Below are 15,998 nucleotides of genomic sequence, written 5' to 3' on the forward strand. Positions count from 1 at the left end.
TAATATTCAAAATGTCCGTGAAAGTCGTACGTCAGGCAGCGACAGGCGGTGCTCTGGGGTCATAGCGCGTTTTGCGTCGCGGCACATCAGCTGTCAGGACCTGCAACGATGGTGCGACAAAGGCCACGATCCGCGCCGGCGCAGCAGCCAGAGCCACGGCATCTGTCAGGTCAACGTTTAGCGCCGAATCAGGACATATATGCGGGGCCGTCGTGGGCTTGCCCTGCGCGTCCACATAGATCGCTACGGGACCAGCGCCGGTACACAGCACGATCTGACCCGTAGCGGCCGACGCCCCACGTGCAACGGCCATGCCTTGCCCCGTCAGGGCCAGCATCAACGCCAACAGCAAAGTTGAAAGGGAACGCAGGGTCATGGGCCGCACCCTAGCCAAAGCTGGTGAAAATACACCTGCCCAAAACGACGCAGCCCCGGCCAAGGGCCAGGGCTGCAACATCGTAACGATTGAAAAGTCTTACGACAGCGCTTCGGCTGTGACGCTGGACTTTGCAATTGCTTTCTTAACTTTCAACGCGCTGACGGACAGCTCGGTGTCCTTTGCCTTCGCCATGAACTTGTCCAAACCACCGCGGTGATCAACAGTGCGCAGAGCAGCTGCCGAGATGCGAAACTTGAAACCGCGGCCCAGTGCTTCGGACTGAAGGGTAACATCGTTCAGGTTTGGCAAGAACCGGCGACGTGTGCGGTTCTTGGCGTGGCTTACGTTGTTGCCCGTCATCGGGCCTTTTCCGGTCAATTCGCAAACGCGCGACATGGGTCTATCCTTTTGCTGCGGGGCATTTTCCGGCGATCCGGAGCAATACCCATATGGGCCGCGCTACGGCAAACCCTGAAATTGGTTTTCTGGCTTTAGGCGGAATCGAGAGCGGGGTCAACCCAAGCCTGCACGGCATCGCACGCTTTTCCTTTTGCATCCGTCTAAAAGATTTGCCATCTGTCGCGCATGAACATTCATTCCCGCGCCCTTCTCGTCCATCTGTTTACTGCAACGGGTGCGATTTTCGCCATGCTGGCCATGCTCGCCGCCGCCGAGGAACGTTGGGACATGATGTTCCTCTGGCTGGTGGTTGCGTTTTTCGTAGACGGGATCGACGGGCCACTGGCGCGTAAATATAATGTAAAGACCAACGCGCCCGAGTTTGATGGCGTACTGCTTGATCTGATCATCGACTACCTGACCTATGTCTTTATTCCGGCCTTTGCGCTGTTCCAATCCGGCCTCATGGACGGGTGGAGCGGCTGGGTCATGATCATCATCGTCACCTTCGCCAGCGCCATGTACTTCTGCGATACACGCATGAAAACAAAAGATAATTCCTTTTGGGGCTTTCCAGGGTGCTGGAACATGCTGGTGCTGGTGCTGTTTGCCCTGTCGCCGCCGTGGTGGGTATCGCTGGTGCTGGTGACGGTTCTGGCCGTGACCATGTTCGCCCCGCTCAAGTTCGTGCACCCCGTCCGGACAGAGCGTTGGCGCGCGGTTACATTGCCGATGGCGCTGGCTTGGACCTTCTTTGCAGGCTGGGCCGCTTGGGTCGATTTCCACCCGCAAAGCTGGGCACATTGGGGTCTGGTCATCACCAGCCTGTACCTGATGTTTGCCGGTGTGGCGCAACAATACCTGTACGATCGCAAGGCCTGAACCGACGCCCCGCGATCAACGTTACGGCACATAATTTCAAGATCTAGATCAGCAGCCCTGCGGCCCCTTCATGGCGCAGCAGGGCGACTTTCGTTTCCACCCCGCCGTCCCCAGAATATCCGGTCAGCCCCTTTGCCCCCATCACGCGATGGCACGGCACAATGACGGGAATCGGATTGTGCCCGCACGCCTGTCCCACGACCTGCGCAGGAATCGCCAGCTTTGTGGCAATGTCGCCGTAGGTCACAGTATCCCCAAAAGGGATCGCCGACATCTCTGCACAGACGGCGCGCACTGTATCACTCCCCCCGATCCGAAGCGGCAGGGTGAACCGTGTCAGCTGTCCAGCATCATAGGCGCGCAGCTGCGCCTCTGCGTCGTCCAGCAAGGTGCCAGCGTCAGCATGTAAGGGACCCTGCCCCCAATGCAGGTGGGTGATCGCGCCTGCATCCTCGGTTACGACCAAGGTACCAAACCGCGTGGGGATACTGCGCCACTTCACCCGAAACTCCGGATAAAGCGGCGCAGCGTCATTTTAGGACACGGCTTCGTCACAACGGGCACAAACGCCCGCGTGATCGTGTGTGCCAACGTCGGGCAAGACCTTCCAGCAGCGTGCGCATTTCTCGCCCGCCGCTTTCTCGAACACGACAGCAACGCCGTCGGTCTCGGGCATGCGGAATGCCTCTGCCGGAGCGTCATCGCCGGTGATCGCAATGGCTGACGTGATACAGACGTCCTCGAACGCCACACTCTCAAGCGCTGCACGCTGCGCATCATCTGCGACGAACACCATTGGTGCTGCCTCGAGCGAGGCACCGATCACCTTTTCCACCCGCTGCACTTCCAACGCAGATGTCACGACCCGCCGTGCGGCACGCACTTTGGCCCATTTCGCCGCCAGATCAGCATCCAGCCACGCTTTGGGCGTTTCAGGGATATCCGTCAGGTGGATCGAACTTTCATCGCCGGGGAACCGCTCTAGCCAGACTTCTTCCATGGTGAACACCAGCACAGGTGCCAGCCATGTCGTCAGACGGTGGAACAGGATATCGAGCACCGACCGCGCAGCACGGCGGCGCAGCGTGTCGCCATCGCAATACAGCGCATCTTTGCGCACGTCGAAATAGAACGCCGACAGATCAACGGTGGCAAAGGTGAACACCGCTTGGAACACACCTTGGAAGTCATAGCGCGCATAGCCTTCGCGCACGACCTGATCCAGCTCAGCCACACGGTGCAGCACCCAGCGTTCAAGCTCTGGCATATCTGCAGGTTCTGTCCGGTCGGCATCGGTAAAGTCGGACAACGCCCCCAGCATATACCGCATGGTGTTGCGCAACCGACGATAGCTGTCGGCGGTCCCTTTCAGGATTTCCGGCCCGATCCGCTGGTCCGCAGTATAGTCCGTCTGAGCCACCCAAAGGCGCAGAATATCGGCGCCATACTGTTGGACAATCTTTTCGGGTACGATGGTGTTGCCTATGGATTTGGACATCTTCATGCCCTTCTCATCCAATGTGAACCCGTGCGTCACGACGTTGCGGTAGGGCGCGCGGCCCGTGGTGCCTACGGATTGCAGCAGCGACGAATGGAACCAGCCGCGGTGTTGGTCGGTGCCTTCCATATAAACGTCTGCGATGCCGTCCTCAGAGCCGTCTTCACGGTCGCGCAGCACGAACGCATGGGTTGAACCGGAATCGAACCACACGTCCAGAATGTCGAACACCTGAGTATACTCGTCAGGGTTCACGATCCCGCCCAGGAACCGCTCTTTCGCACCATCTTCGTACCAGACATCCGCGCCGTCGACCTCGAACGCGTCGACGACGCGCTGGTTGACCTCGGGGTTGCGCAGCAAGAAGTCATCATCCGTCGGCAGCGCGCCGTTTTTGGTAAAGCAGGTCAGCGGCACGCCCCATGCACGTTGACGCGACAGCACCCAGTCAGGGCGGGCCTCCATCATCGAATGCAGACGGTTGCGGCCCTTCTTGGGCACCCAGTTGACGTTGTCGATCTCGGTCAGGGCACGTTCACGGATGGTTTTGCCAAAGGTGTCCTGCCCGTCGCCAACGGGCCGGTCGATCGCAGCAAACCACTGCGGCGTGTTGCGATAGATGACCGGTGCCTTGGAGCGCCAGGAATGCGGATAGCTGTGCTTGATCTTGCCACGCGCCAGCAGCCCGCCGACCTCGACCAGCTTGTTGATCACGGCTGCGTTGGCGTCGCCTTCCTTGCCGTTGGGCTTGAGGATCTTTTTGCCGCCAAAGAACGGCAGATCCGCGCGGAAGGACCCGTCTTCGATCACGTTATAGGTGATCACCTGGTCCAGCATCCCCAAACCACGGTACAGTTCATATTCTTCAAGACCGTGGGACGGCGCGCAATGCACAAAGCCCGTACCTTCGGTGTCGGTCACAAAATCAGCGGCGCGGAAGTCGCGCAGATCATCCCATTCGCCATTGCTGCCTTCGGCACCAGCCAGCGGGTGCTGCAACGAGATTTTAGCCAGCTCGTCCTGCGTTACATCCCGCAGACGGCGCACCATGGTTTCGTCCAGACGCGCACGCCCGAACACATCCATCGCCATGCTGTCCGACAGCAGATAACGGTCACCGATGGTGACCCAGGATTCCTCGGGGCGGGCAGTGACTTCGTACAGACCGTAAGAAATTTCCTCGCCATACACGACAGCCTTGTTGGACGGCATGGTCCACGGCGTTGTGGTCCAGATCACGACATTTGCACCGTCAAGCGAGGCATCATCGGTGCCCACAACCTTGAACTTTACCCAGATCGTAAAGCTTTCCTTGTCGTGGTATTCAACCTCGGCCTCGGCCAGCGCGGTCTTTTCGACCGGGGACCACATCACGGGCTTGGACCCTTGATACAGTGTGCCGTTCATCAGGAACTTCATGAATTCTTCGGCGATCACACGCTCTGCGTGGAAATCCATCGTCAGATAGGGATCAGCCCAGTTGCCGGTGATGCCCAGACGTTTGAATTCCTCGCGCTGCACGTCGACCCAGCCGGCGGCAAACTTGCGGCACTCGGCGCGGAAATCGTTGATCGGCACGTCATCTTTGTCGCGGCCTTTTTGGCGGTACTGCTCTTCGATCTTCCATTCGATGGGCAGGCCGTGGCAGTCCCAACCGGGGATATAGCGCGCATCAAAGCCCATCATCTGATGTGACCGCACGATCATATCCTTGATCGTCTTGTTCAAAGCGTGGCCGATGTGCAGATTGCCGTTCGCATAGGGGGGGCCATCGTGCAGCGTAAAGGGGGTGCGCCCCTGCTTTTCACGCAAGCGGTCATAGACGCCGATCTTTGCCCACCGCTCCAGCCATTCGGGTTCGCGTTTGGGCAGGCCCGCACGCATCGGGAAATCGGTTTTCGGCAGGTTCAGCGTGGATTTATAGTCAAGCGTTTCGGGGGTGTCGGCGCACATGGCGGGCGTCCTTTGGCAAAGGAATTTCGGAATGGTGAATGTTCGGATACGATGCGAAGAACTCAAGCACCTCTGCCCGGCGTCTCGTCAATCAGAGCGCCGGGAAAATAATTCGTATAATGATCGCGGAGTTCCGGGTCATATTCAGCCTTATAGGCCGCAGCAGATCGACCGACAAGCCCCCTCTCCCGGGCACCTAACTGGCCTTGGAAAACAGCCCCGACAGCGCGCGTTTGATGATGCTGCGCACCTTGGGGCGGCGTGCTTCAGAGAACGGCATGGGCCGGCAGACCTCCATCGCGGCGACACCGACACGGGCGGTCAACGCGCCGTTCACCAGCCCCTCGCCAAAGCGGCGCGACAGTTTCGCCAGCATCGTCCCGCCCAAGATAGGTTCCAGCATGTCGTCGCCCACGGCCACAGCCCCCGTCGCCACCAGATGCGACAAAACCACCCGCGTCAGGCGCCACGACCCGAAAAAGCCCGACCGCCCACCATAGACCTCGGCCACACGGCGGATCATGCGCAGGTTGCTGGTCATCGCCGCGACCACATCGGCCAACGCCAAAGGCACCAGCGCCGTCACCGTTGCAACCTGACGAGCGGCGGCTTCGACCTCGCGGCTGGCGGCAATATCCAGCGGCCCCAGCAGCTCTGCCTCGGTCAGGGCCAGCAACGCTTGCGCATCCAGTTGATCGCCGCGCAGCTCTGCCAGACGGTCGCGTCCCCATCGGGTATCTTCGCGTCCTTGATACAGCCCAACCAGCCGATCAGTGACTGCCCGAGCGGACTTGAGGTCATTCTGTGCCAGCGCCTCGCCGACGTCGTGATGCAATCCGTCAAGCCGCGCCAGACGACTAAAGGCCGCAAGTTCGCGCAGGCACAAAAGCACTAAGACGAGCAGCACCGCACCAATCAGGACGGTCATTACCATCCCCAACAACGGGTAACTCGCCAGCAGCCCTATGACGAAATTCCACGCCGCAATCGACACCAGCGCCCCGATCAGCGTGGTCAGCAGCCACCAGAACAGCCGCACCAGCTTTGACGGCTTGCGCGCTGCCAGCCGTGCCGCGATCTGCATTGCCTGCCCTTGCGGTGCGGCTGCACCGTCATCCGGCACCGGCGGCGCATCCGATACAGAGGGCCGCGTGGCCGTGTCTTCCTCGAGATCAAATAAAACCGGACCCTTGGCCATCACGCCGCCCCTTTTACCCATTCGAACCGCACATCCGGCAGCCCGAAATCATTGCCTGAACCGTCGCTACGCGTTACCTCGACAAACCCTGCGGCACGGTAGAACCGTGTGGCACGCAAGTTCGCCTCAAAACTCCAGAGCGCAAGACGGTCGCTTTGCGCCTTGGCGCCGTCCAACAGCCGCTGTGCAACGCCTTTGCCCTGCGCCTTGGGGTGCAGATACAGCCCGTGAATCTCCGCCGCACGACGTGCCAGGAAGCCCACGACATGCCCCTCTGTCCGCGCGACCTGCACCCAGCCGACGTCGATCATATCACCCAAGGTGCCGATCTCTTCGGCGCGGCTGTAGGCTTGGGGCAGCCAGTCGTGGTCCGCGTTGGCGCAGGTCATCACCACTGACAGGCGGCCGGCATCCAGCACCCGCGCAGGCGCGATGGTCACTTCATCAACGGTCACAGACGGTCCCCGATCAGGAATTCAGCGGCGCGGTCCAGTCGGATATGGGGCGGGCCATCGCCGGGGCGCAGATTCAGCCGCGCCGGTGCAAAGCGCATGATCTGATAGTCCCGATCCAGCCATTTAGCCGCCCCCGCCCGCGCCGGGCTCAGCAGATGCGCGGGGTCCTTGGGCAGTTCGCCGGGATAGAACGCCGCCTCTTTGCCAGTGTCCAGCAAGCTGCCGCGCACGACATCCAGCGTCTCTCCGTTGTGGGTCATCGTGGCCTCGGTGGTGGCCCGCAACGATGCCATCGACATCGCCGATGTCCCCGCACCGGCAAAGCGCGCCCGGTCGCGGGCGTCGCGGGTCAAAGCCTCCATGATGGCTGTTAGACTGGCGTGCTGGCTGTGATGCAGATGGTCGGCCTTGGTCGCCGCAAACAGGATTTTCTCGACACGTTTGCCACGGAGTAGCTGGGTCAGGAAACCGTTGCGCCCGGGCTTAAAACTGCCAAGGATATCGCTCATGGCACCGCGCAAATCCTCGACGGCGCGAGGGCCTTGATTGATCGCGCCAAGCGCATCCACCAGCACGACCTGACGATCGATCCGTGCAAAGTGATCGCGGAAAAAGGGTTTCACCACCCGCCGTTTATAGGCCTCGAACCGCCGCGCCATTTCCCGCAAAAGCGACCCGCGCGGCCCCTCACCGCCGGGCAAGGGCGCGAAAGTCAGCACCGGCGATCCGGCCAGATCACCCGGCAGCAGGAACCGCCCTGGCGTGCAGTCGGAATAACCATTTGCACGGGCGGTCTGCAGGTAATCGGCAAAGCTGGCCGCCAACGCTTGGGCGACGGGTTCGTCCAACGGTCCGTCGGCGTCAGTGCCGGCCACCAGCGCGCGGTAGCCCGCCGCCTCGTCGCGATCCACGATACGGGTCAGCACCTGCGCCGACCACGTGGCATAATCCACATCCATCAGCGCCAGATCCAGCAGCCATTCTCCGGGGTAGTCCACGATATCCAGATGCACCGTACGCGGCCCCTGAAATCCGGCCAGCAGGCCATTGGGCCGCACCCGCAAGGACAGGCGCAGTTCTGATATGGCGCGGGTGCTTTCGGGCCAGTGCGGCGTGGGACCGGTCAGCGCGGCAAGGTGGTTTTCATACTCGAACCGCGGCACGGTATCGTCGGGCTGGGGTTGCAGGAACGCAGCCTCGATCCGGCCTTCGGATGCGGCCAGAAGCCCCGGCATTCGACCCCGATCCAGCAGGTTCGCCACAAGCGAGGTGATGAACACGGTTTTGCCGGACCGCGCCAGTCCGGTGACACCCAAACGGATCACGGGTTCGAAAAACGTCTCGGACACACCGTCCTGAACATTTTCAACCTGCCGCCAAATTCCATCGGCAATTCTTGAGAGTACCAAAGCCCATGCCCGCCTTAACTTTTCGTTAAGGGGTAACATAGGTGCGCGGGTCAGGGATTGCCAGATCAGCCGCCCCCATGTAAACGCCCGCCATGCAACGCTATGCCCTTAAGATCGAATACCACGGCGCGCCCTTTGTCGGTTGGCAACGCCAGATCGGCCTTGCCTCTGTGCAAGGGGCGATCGAAGACGCCTTGGCCAAGATCGAGCCGCGCGTTCATAATATCGCCGCCGCAGGGCGCACCGATGCGGGCGTTCACGGGCTCGCGCAGGTCGCCCACTGCGATATGGAGCGTGACTGGACCCCGTTCCGCCTGTCCGAAGCGATCAACTATCACCTGAAACCCCTGCCGGTTGCGGTCGTCGATTGTGCGGCTGTGGATGACGACTTTCACGCCCGTTTTTCCGCCCAAGAGCGCCGGTATCTGTTTCGCGTGCTGGTACGCCGCGCGCCGGCCACCCATCAGGCGGGTCTGGTCTGGCAGGTCAAAAAGCCGCTGGACATAGACCTCATGCGTGAAGGCGCATCCCATTTGATCGGCAAGCACGATTTTACCACCTTTCGTTCTACGATATGTCAGTCACAGACACCGGTCAAAACGCTGGATCTTCTTGAGATGAAAGAGGTGCCGGTGAGCGGCGGCGTAGAGGTGCATTTCGACGTGCGCGCGCGGTCTTTCCTGCACAATCAGGTGCGCAGCATCGTCGGCACGTTAGAGCGTGTCGGCGCGGGGTCTTTTGCGCCCGATGATGTCAGAAAGATTCGCGATGCGCGCGAACGTACCGCCTGCGGGCCGGTGTCACCGCCGCACGGGCTTTATCTGTCGCATGTGACCTACAAGACAGACCCTTTCGCGCAGTCGACACTGGGGCAGTAATAACCCCCGCGTCATCAGCCCCGAAAAATCGCGTTCCACGTCCCGTGATGTGCCCCCGCGATATCGCCGCGTTCAAATCCGTGCGCCCCGAAAAAATCGCGCTGCGCCTGTATCAAATTGGCCGATCCGCGTGCCGTGCGGATCGTATCGTACCAAGCGAGTGACGCGCTGAGCGCAGGCATCGGGATACCCAAAGACACCCCTGCCGCCACCGTCTTGCGCAGCCCCGCCAAATGATCGCCGAGCATCTCGCGAATTGCAGGCGCGAGGATCAAGGCCCCCTCTGGCAACCCCGCGTGAAAGGCGTCGGCCAGATCATCCAGCAAGGCAGAGCGGATGATACATCCCGCGCGCCAGATCTCTGCGATGCGGGCCATATCAAGGTGCCAGTTGAATTCATCGGACGCGGCAGCAAGCACGCGAAACCCTTGGGCGTGGCCCAGAATACGCGCGGCCAGCAAGGCGGAGTGCAAGTCCGCGTCTGAAGGTAAATCGCCGCCAGTCACCGCATCCGGCAACAAGGGGGCCGCCGCAACGCGCAGCGCCTTTTCGCTGGACCAGCCTCGTGCGCCGACTGCCGCCTCGATCGCGCTGGCGGATTGACCGAGCTTCAGCGCCTCTATCAAGGTCCAGCGGCCAGTGCCCTTCTGCCCCGCCTTATCAAGGATCAGGTCCACCATCGGGGTACCGCTGTCTGCATCGACGGTTTGCAATGCCGCGGCAGAAACCTCGATCAGATACGAGCCGAGAGGCCCCTTCTGCCAGCGCTCGAACAGGGCTCCGATCTGCGGCGCGCTTTGCCCGCCAGCATCCCGCAGCAGCCCGTAGACTTCCGCGATCATTTGCATGTCGGCATATTCGATCCCGTTGTGCACGGTCTTGACGAAATGCCCCGCCCCATCCGGCCCCAGATGATCGACGCAGGGGGCGCCCTGAAACTTTGCCGCAATCGCGCCGAGCATGGGGCGCAGCTGGGTCCAGCTGTGATCCGTCCCGCCCACCATCATCGATGGGCCGTGCCGTGCGCCTTCTTCGCCGCCGGAAACCCCCATACCGACGAAATGCCGGCCCGTGCCATTGAACGCAGCCGACCGACGGCGTGTATCGTGGAAATCGGCGTTGCCACCGTCGATGATCGTGTCGCCCTCGTCCAGCAATGGCATCACGGCGTCGATCATCGCATCCATCGGTGCCCCCGACGGGATCATGAACAAGATACTGCGCGGCGGCGCGATGCTGTCGACAAAATCCTCAAGCGTGGTGTGGCCCGACAGGTTTGCAGCCAGCGTGCCGGCTTCGTCGATAAACGGCGCAATCCAGTCTGCCTCGCGGTTGCTGACCGCCACACGAAACCCCTGCTCTGCCAGATTAAGCGCCAGCGCACTGCCCATTGTGCCCAGACCATACACGCCAATATCTGCGGCCTTTATATCTGCGTCCATCGGCTTATCTCCTGTGGGTCAAGGGTTCGTCAAACTTAAGGATGCGCACCGGTGCTGCACAAGGGTGCGGGGCAGCGAAATTGATTATCGTATCTTTTTCAGTTAAGATGTCGGGATAAAAGCAAGAACAACATATTTACAGGTTAACGGTATAGAAATGCTACAAGAACTAAAACGCGCTTGGGAGGGAATGATCCTCCCCATCTGGCGCCGCCCGAAACGTATTCAGGTCGCCGCATTGTGCTACCGCGAAACGCCCGATGGCAAAGAGGTGCTGATGATCACAAGTCGGGATACCGGCCGCTGGATCGTGCCGAAAGGCTGGCCGATTGATGGGCTGGACGGCGCTGGCGCTGCCCTGCGCGAAGCTTGGGAAGAAGCCGGCGTATCCAAGGCCGACATCGAGTCCGAGCCGATGGGGTATTACGATTACGACAAGGGCCTGTCCGAGGGTCTCACCACGCCCGTGATCGCTCAGGTCTATCTGACGCGTGTGCGCCACATCGAGGATGAATACCCCGAGGTCGACGTCCGCACGCGCCGCTGGATGCCCCCGAAAGAAGCAGCAGAACTGGTTGCAGAACCTGATCTTCGGGAAATCCTTCTGAAACTATAGCCGCTCTGCGGCCTTGCGTAACCTTTTTCGCTGTGCCACGAGCGCATGGTTCAAGAGAATGAGGCAGCAATGACCGACGGACCCAAAGGCCAACAGTGGAAAACACTGGATTCTGACCTGAACCGCATCTCGCGGGTGGAACAAGCAACGACGTATGTCGCGCGGCCTATGGTCGGACTTGGCATTGCGCTTGCCTTTATCGTCTTGGCGGCACTGATCGCCGGCCTCTTCCTCGGTGCGCAGCCGTCGAACTTTGTGGTGATCGCCGCTGCGGCCTTCGGGGCGTATATGGCTGTGAACATCGGCGCCAATGATGTGGCCAACAACATGGGCCCCGCCGTCGGTGCCAAAGCGCTAAGCATGGGCGGGGCGATCATCATCGCTGCGATCTGCGAAAGCGCGGGTGCATTGCTGGCGGGCGGGGACGTTGTTTCGACCATCTCGAAGGGGATCATCGATCCCGCGTCGGTCGCAGATTCCCAAGTGTTCATCTGGGCGATGATGGCCGCGCTGATTTCATCCGCGCTTTGGGTCAATCTGGCGACATGGGTGGGCGCGCCTGTGTCGACCACACACTCTGTCGTGGGGGGTGTTATGGGCGCGGGCATCGCGGCTGCGGGAATGGCAGCCGTCAACTGGCCTTCCATGAGCATGATCGCCGCCAGCTGGATCATCTCGCCCGTGCTAGGTGGCGCTGTCGCGGCGATGTTCCTCGCGCTGATCAAGTCGCAGATCCTGTACCAAGAAGACAAGATCGCCGCGTCGCGCCGGTGGGTGCCGATCCTGATCGGGGTCATGTCCGGCGTTTTCGCCACCTATCTGGCGCTCAAAGGCCTCAAGAAGATCATCGAGATCAACATGGGCTCTGCTCTGCTGATCGGTCTCGCCTGTGGTGTTCTGGCCTATGCCATTTCCTACCCCGCGATCCGCCGCGCCTCCGAGGGAATGGAGAACCGCAACAAATCCGTCAAAGTGCTGTTCGGCCTGCCGCTGGTGTTCTCTGCCGCACTGCTGAGCTTTGCGCATGGGGCCAATGATGTGGCCAACGCGGTCGGACCACTCGCCGCGATTGTTCACGCCTCTGAATTTGGCGGCTTCGAGGCCAAGGTCTCTATCCCGATGTGGGTGATGGTGATCGGGGCCTTCGGGATTTCCTTTGGTCTGTTCCTGTTCGGTCCCAAGCTGATCCGCATGGTAGGCAGCCAGATCACCAAGCTGAACCCGATGCGCGCCTATTGCGTAGCGCTATCCGCGGCAATCACCGTGATCATCGCCTCGTGGTTGGGTCTGCCCGTTAGCTCGACCCATATCGCAGTGGGTGGCGTTTTTGGTGTGGGCTTCTACCGCGAATGGCACATGGAGCGCCGCCTGCGTCGCCCCGGAGCCAAAGCCGGCGAGGTGAAACGCATCGCCGTAGAGGAACGCCGCCGCCGCAAACTGGTGCGCCGGTCCCACTTTATGACCATCGTAGCCGCATGGGTTATTACCGTGCCTGCCGCGGCGACCATGTCAGCGATGATCTTTCTGGGCCTGAACGCGCTGGTGAACTAAGTCCCCGTGCGACGTCGCCTTGGAAGCCGCCTTGGCGGCTAGCGCAGATCGGACGGGGTAAGGTTTGGCAGCCCCGGCCCGCGCGCCTGCGCCTCTTTCACCAGATCGCGCACGCGTTGACATAGCGGGGTGGCCACCCCTTCTTGCGCGCCCATCGCAATGATGCGCCCCTGCAGCGCGTCAATCTCGGTCGGTTTGCCCGCCTCTAGGTCATACGACATCGACGTCCGCGCCATCGGGTCAATCGTCAGCATCCTGGCCGCGACGCGCGAAAACAGGGGTGTCGGCAAGCGTAGCACCCAAGGGATCAACCGTGCAGGCAGCGGCGTCGAGGACGCGGGGTAGATACCGTAGGCTTTCAAGACGGCAAGCGCCTCGGCCATCTGCGCGGCCATGACACGGCGCCAGCGCCGGTCAAGCAGTTGTTCTTGCAATGTCAGCCCCGACAGGGCGTTCAGGCCATTGTTCAGGTTCAGCAGCAGCTTGCCCCATTGCACGCCATTGATAGCCCCCGTTCCGATCATGCGCAGCCCCGGCGCCGACAGGTACCCCGACAGCGGCATCCGGCCTGTTTCGACCACAATATCGCCACTTGTCGCGCGGTGATATCGCCCGTCCCCATGCGGCACGACGTTGAAAGGAACCATACCTGCGCGCACATCATGCAAGGGCAGCACCTCGCGCAGTATCTCTGCCGCATCGAGACCATTTTGCAGGCTCAGCACGGTGGACAGCGCAGGGGTGTGCTGTGCGATCAGACGGGCCATGCCCGCCGTATCGGCAGTCTTGACCGTGACCAGCACAATGCCCGCCCCCGCCAGACAGGCAGGGTCTTGGGACAAGGTCAGCTTTGACGCCGGCACATGTTCATCCAGCCCGTCGAAGTCCGTCAGACGCAGGCCATGCGTTCTGATCTGACCGGCCACGCCCGGGCGGACCAGCAGCGTTACGTCGTGGCCGTGGGCGGCCAGCATGCCACCCACAAAGCAGCCAATCGCCCCCGCACCTGCGACAACGATCGGCCGCCGGTCGGTCATTTCCCCAAGCACCAGCGCATGACGGATTTCTGCGCGTGCAACCGGTTCTCAGCCTCGTCAAAGATAACCGAGCTCGGCCCGTCCATGACGGAACTTGTGACCTCGTCATCGCGGTGCGCTGGCAGGCAGTGCATGAACAGCGCGTCGGGCTTTGCCTTGGCCATCAGCGCGTCATTCACTTGATAGCCGCGCAGCTGGTTGTGTCGACGTTCGCGCGCCGATTGAGGGTCATGCATCGACACCCACGTGTCCGTGACCACCAGATCAGCGCCCTCGACCGCTTTGTTCGGGTCGCGTTCGGTGGTGTAGAGCCCGTTCAGCGCGGCCTCCGGGTCCAGCGTTTGCGGGCCGGTGAACACCAGTTCAAAGTCGAACGCCTTGGCGGCATGGGCAAAGCTGGCAAAGACGTTATTGCCGTCACCGGACCAGACAACCTTTTTGCCTTTGATCGGGCCGTTATGCTCTTCGAAGGTCATGATATCGGCCATGATCTGGCAAGGGTGCGTGCGGTTGGTCAGACCGTTGATCACCGGCACAGAGGCGTATTCCGCCATTTCAAGCAAGGTCGCTTCTTCGAAGGTGCGGATCATGATCAGATCAACATAGCGGCTGAGCACGCGCGCCGTATCGGCGATGGTTTCGCCGTGGCCCAGCTGCATATCCGCGCCGGACAGCACCATCGTCTGCCCGCCCATCTGACGCACGCCCACGTCAAAGCTGACCCGTGTCCGTGTCGAGGGTTTTTCGAAGATCAACGCGACCATGTGATCCTTGAGCGGCTGGTCATCATCAGGTGCACCGCGCGGACGACCCAGACGGGCTGCCTTCATCGTGGCGGCGTTATCGATGATGCTGCGCAGGTCAGCCGGGTCGGTTTGGTGAATGTCGAGAAAATGTTTCATAGGTATTCTTTTAATTTTTCCCAGAGTTAGGGGGGGCCAGCCCCCCGGCCCCCCGGAGTTTGTAGGGCAAAATGAAGGTTAGCCGGCAGCAAGGCTGCTGGCGGCCTGATCAAGGCGGGAGACGGCCTCTGCGATGTCTTCATCGGTGATATTGAGCGGAGGCAGCAGGCGGATAACGTTGTCCGCCGCAGGCACTGTGATGACCTGATGACGGTAGCCCGCAGCAACGACGTCGCTGTTGGTGGCGGTGCATTTCAGGCCCAGCATCAATCCGCTGCCGCGCACGCTTTCGAACACGTCGGGGTGGCTTGCGACCAGACCCTCAAGTTTTTGCCGCATCAGGCCTGCCTTGCGGTTCACGTCCTCAAGGAACTTTTCGGTGCCGATGATGTTGACCACCGCATTGCCCACGGCACAGCCCAGAGGGTTGCCACCATAGGTCGACCCGTGGGTGCCCGCTGTCATTCCTGATGCTGCGGTTTCTGTGGCCAGCACCGCGCCCAGAGGGAAGCCGCCGCCGATGCCTTTGGCGACCATCATGATGTCGGGTGTGACCCCTGCCCATTCGTGGGCGAACATCTTGCCGGTCCGGCCCACGCCGCATTGTACCTCGTCAAAGATCAGCAACAGACCGTTTGCTTCGCACAGCGCGCGCATCTGCTTGAGATCAGCATCGGGAACGGGACGGATACCGCCCTCGCCCTGAACCGGTTCGATCATGATCGCAGCTGTCGTATCGGTAATGGCAGCTGTCAGCGCATCCATATCGCCAAATTCGATATGCTTAAAACCGGGTAGGAGCGGGCCGAAGCCCTTGGTCATTTTCTCAGACCCCGCCGCCGCGATCCCCGCCGAGGACCGCCCGTGGAAAGAGCCCGAGAAGGTGATAATCTCGGTCCGGTCAGGCTGGTCCTTGTCGTAGAAATACTTGCGCGCCATTTTGACCGCCAGCTCGCAGGCTTCTGTGCCGGAATTGGTGAAAAACACCGTATCAGCAAAGCTGAGCGCGACCAGCCGGTCGGCCAGTTCTTGTTGCTGGGGAATCTCGTACAGGTTCGAGGTATGCCAAAGCTTGCCAGCCTGTTCGGTCAGCGCGGCCACCAGCGCAGGATGCGCGTGACCAAGGGCGTTCACCGCGATGCCTGCGCCCAGATCAAGAAATCGGCGGCCGTCCTGTTCAATCAACCACGAGCCTTCGCCTTTGACAAAGCTCAGGGGGGCACGGGAATAGGTCGGCAGAACAGATGGGAACATCAGGATCATCCTTATAGGTTGGCCGCATCAAAGGCACAAAAGGCCATGAGTGACGGAGAGGGTCAATATGATTTGAAGGGGAGCGACGCAATTTATGTCGCAAATGATCAAAGCCGCGCCCCTATGCAGGGGCCGGTGTCGCCAA

15 protein-coding genes are annotated in these 15,998 nt (G+C 61.0%); 4 read left to right on the plus strand and 11 right to left on the minus strand.

What is annotated here, in order from left to right:
• Positions 1-31 precede the first annotated feature (31 nt).
• Both E5180_RS09490 and rpmB read right to left on the minus strand, forming a co-directional pair.
• Entirely contained in the window at positions 32-376 is a 345-nt protein-coding gene (locus E5180_RS09490) for a hypothetical protein (protein ID WP_138924167.1), read from the minus strand.
• Positions 377-475: 99 nt separating this feature from the next.
• Positions 476-775: a 50S ribosomal protein L28 gene (rpmB, locus tag E5180_RS09495; RefSeq protein WP_138924168.1), complete on the minus strand. Its 300-nt coding sequence runs from the start codon at positions 773-775 to the stop codon at positions 476-478.
• Positions 776-964: 189 nt separating this feature from the next.
• Between rpmB and E5180_RS09500 the strand changes: the two genes are divergently transcribed.
• Positions 965-1,660 (plus strand): CDP-alcohol phosphatidyltransferase family protein, encoded by a 696-nt coding sequence (locus E5180_RS09500; protein ID WP_093733338.1) that lies wholly within the window; start codon positions 965-967, stop codon positions 1,658-1,660.
• A 43-nt stretch (positions 1,661-1,703) separates the two neighbouring features.
• Here E5180_RS09500 and E5180_RS09505 read toward each other — a convergent pair whose 3' ends face one another.
• The 5 genes from E5180_RS09505 to E5180_RS09525 form a co-directional block, all read right to left on the minus strand.
• Complete coding sequence (locus tag E5180_RS09505; RefSeq protein ID WP_138924169.1) at positions 1,704-2,162, minus strand: methylated-DNA--[protein]-cysteine S-methyltransferase; 459 nt, start codon at positions 2,160-2,162, stop codon at positions 1,704-1,706.
• Between the two features lie 33 nt (positions 2,163-2,195).
• Positions 2,196-5,111 (minus strand): isoleucine--tRNA ligase, encoded by a 2,916-nt coding sequence (ileS, locus tag E5180_RS09510; RefSeq protein WP_138924170.1) that lies wholly within the window; start codon positions 5,109-5,111, stop codon positions 2,196-2,198.
• Positions 5,112-5,307: 196 nt separating this feature from the next.
• On the minus strand, positions 5,308-6,309 hold the full coding sequence (locus E5180_RS09515; RefSeq protein ID WP_138924171.1) for a YcjF family protein: 1,002 nt from the start codon (positions 6,307-6,309) through the stop codon (positions 5,308-5,310).
• Entirely contained in the window at positions 6,309-6,764 is a 456-nt protein-coding gene (locus tag E5180_RS09520; protein ID WP_138924172.1) for a GNAT family N-acetyltransferase, read from the minus strand. The genes E5180_RS09515 and E5180_RS09520 overlap by 1 nt, the downstream gene beginning before the upstream one ends.
• Positions 6,761-8,173: a YcjX family protein gene (locus E5180_RS09525; RefSeq protein ID WP_138924173.1), complete on the minus strand. Its 1,413-nt coding sequence runs from the start codon at positions 8,171-8,173 to the stop codon at positions 6,761-6,763. The genes E5180_RS09520 and E5180_RS09525 overlap by 4 nt, the downstream gene beginning before the upstream one ends.
• A gap of 92 nt (positions 8,174-8,265) precedes the next feature.
• On the opposite strand from E5180_RS09525, the gene truA reads away from it, so the two are divergent.
• A complete protein-coding gene (gene truA / locus E5180_RS09530; RefSeq protein ID WP_138924174.1) occupies positions 8,266-9,051 on the plus strand; it encodes a tRNA pseudouridine(38-40) synthase TruA in 786 nt (261 codons plus the stop codon).
• Positions 9,052-9,065: 14 nt separating this feature from the next.
• Here truA and gndA read toward each other — a convergent pair whose 3' ends face one another.
• Positions 9,066-10,493: an NADP-dependent phosphogluconate dehydrogenase gene (gene gndA / locus E5180_RS09535; RefSeq protein ID WP_138924175.1), complete on the minus strand. Its 1,428-nt coding sequence runs from the start codon at positions 10,491-10,493 to the stop codon at positions 9,066-9,068.
• Positions 10,494-10,650: 157 nt separating this feature from the next.
• Here gndA and E5180_RS09540 point away from each other — a divergent pair, with 157 nt between their 5' ends.
• Both E5180_RS09540 and E5180_RS09545 read left to right on the plus strand, forming a co-directional pair.
• Positions 10,651-11,109 carry an NUDIX hydrolase gene (locus E5180_RS09540; RefSeq protein ID WP_093733345.1) on the plus strand — a complete coding sequence of 153 codons (459 nt, stop codon included), beginning with the start codon at positions 10,651-10,653 and terminating at the stop codon, positions 11,107-11,109.
• A gap of 69 nt (positions 11,110-11,178) precedes the next feature.
• On the plus strand, positions 11,179-12,660 hold the full coding sequence (locus E5180_RS09545; protein WP_138924176.1) for an inorganic phosphate transporter: 1,482 nt from the start codon (positions 11,179-11,181) through the stop codon (positions 12,658-12,660).
• A gap of 38 nt (positions 12,661-12,698) precedes the next feature.
• Here E5180_RS09545 and E5180_RS09550 read toward each other — a convergent pair whose 3' ends face one another.
• The 3 genes from E5180_RS09550 to E5180_RS09560 form a co-directional block, all read right to left on the minus strand.
• Positions 12,699-13,697, minus strand: a complete 999-nt coding sequence (locus E5180_RS09550) for a 2-dehydropantoate 2-reductase (protein ID WP_138924177.1) — start codon at positions 13,695-13,697, stop codon at positions 12,699-12,701.
• Positions 13,694-14,599 carry an ornithine carbamoyltransferase gene (gene argF, locus E5180_RS09555; protein WP_138924178.1) on the minus strand — a complete coding sequence of 302 codons (906 nt, stop codon included), beginning with the start codon at positions 14,597-14,599 and terminating at the stop codon, positions 13,694-13,696. Before argF ends, E5180_RS09550 begins: the two co-directional genes overlap by 4 nt.
• A 78-nt stretch (positions 14,600-14,677) precedes the next feature.
• The gene (locus E5180_RS09560) at positions 14,678-15,853 is read right to left on the minus strand and encodes an aspartate aminotransferase family protein (RefSeq protein WP_138924179.1); all 1,176 of its coding nucleotides are present in this window, start codon (positions 15,851-15,853) and stop codon (positions 14,678-14,680) included.
• Positions 15,854-15,998 lie beyond the last annotated feature (145 nt).

This window comes from Sulfitobacter sp. BSw21498 (genome assembly GCF_006064855.1).
Lineage (GTDB): Bacteria > Pseudomonadota > Alphaproteobacteria > Rhodobacterales > Rhodobacteraceae > Sulfitobacter.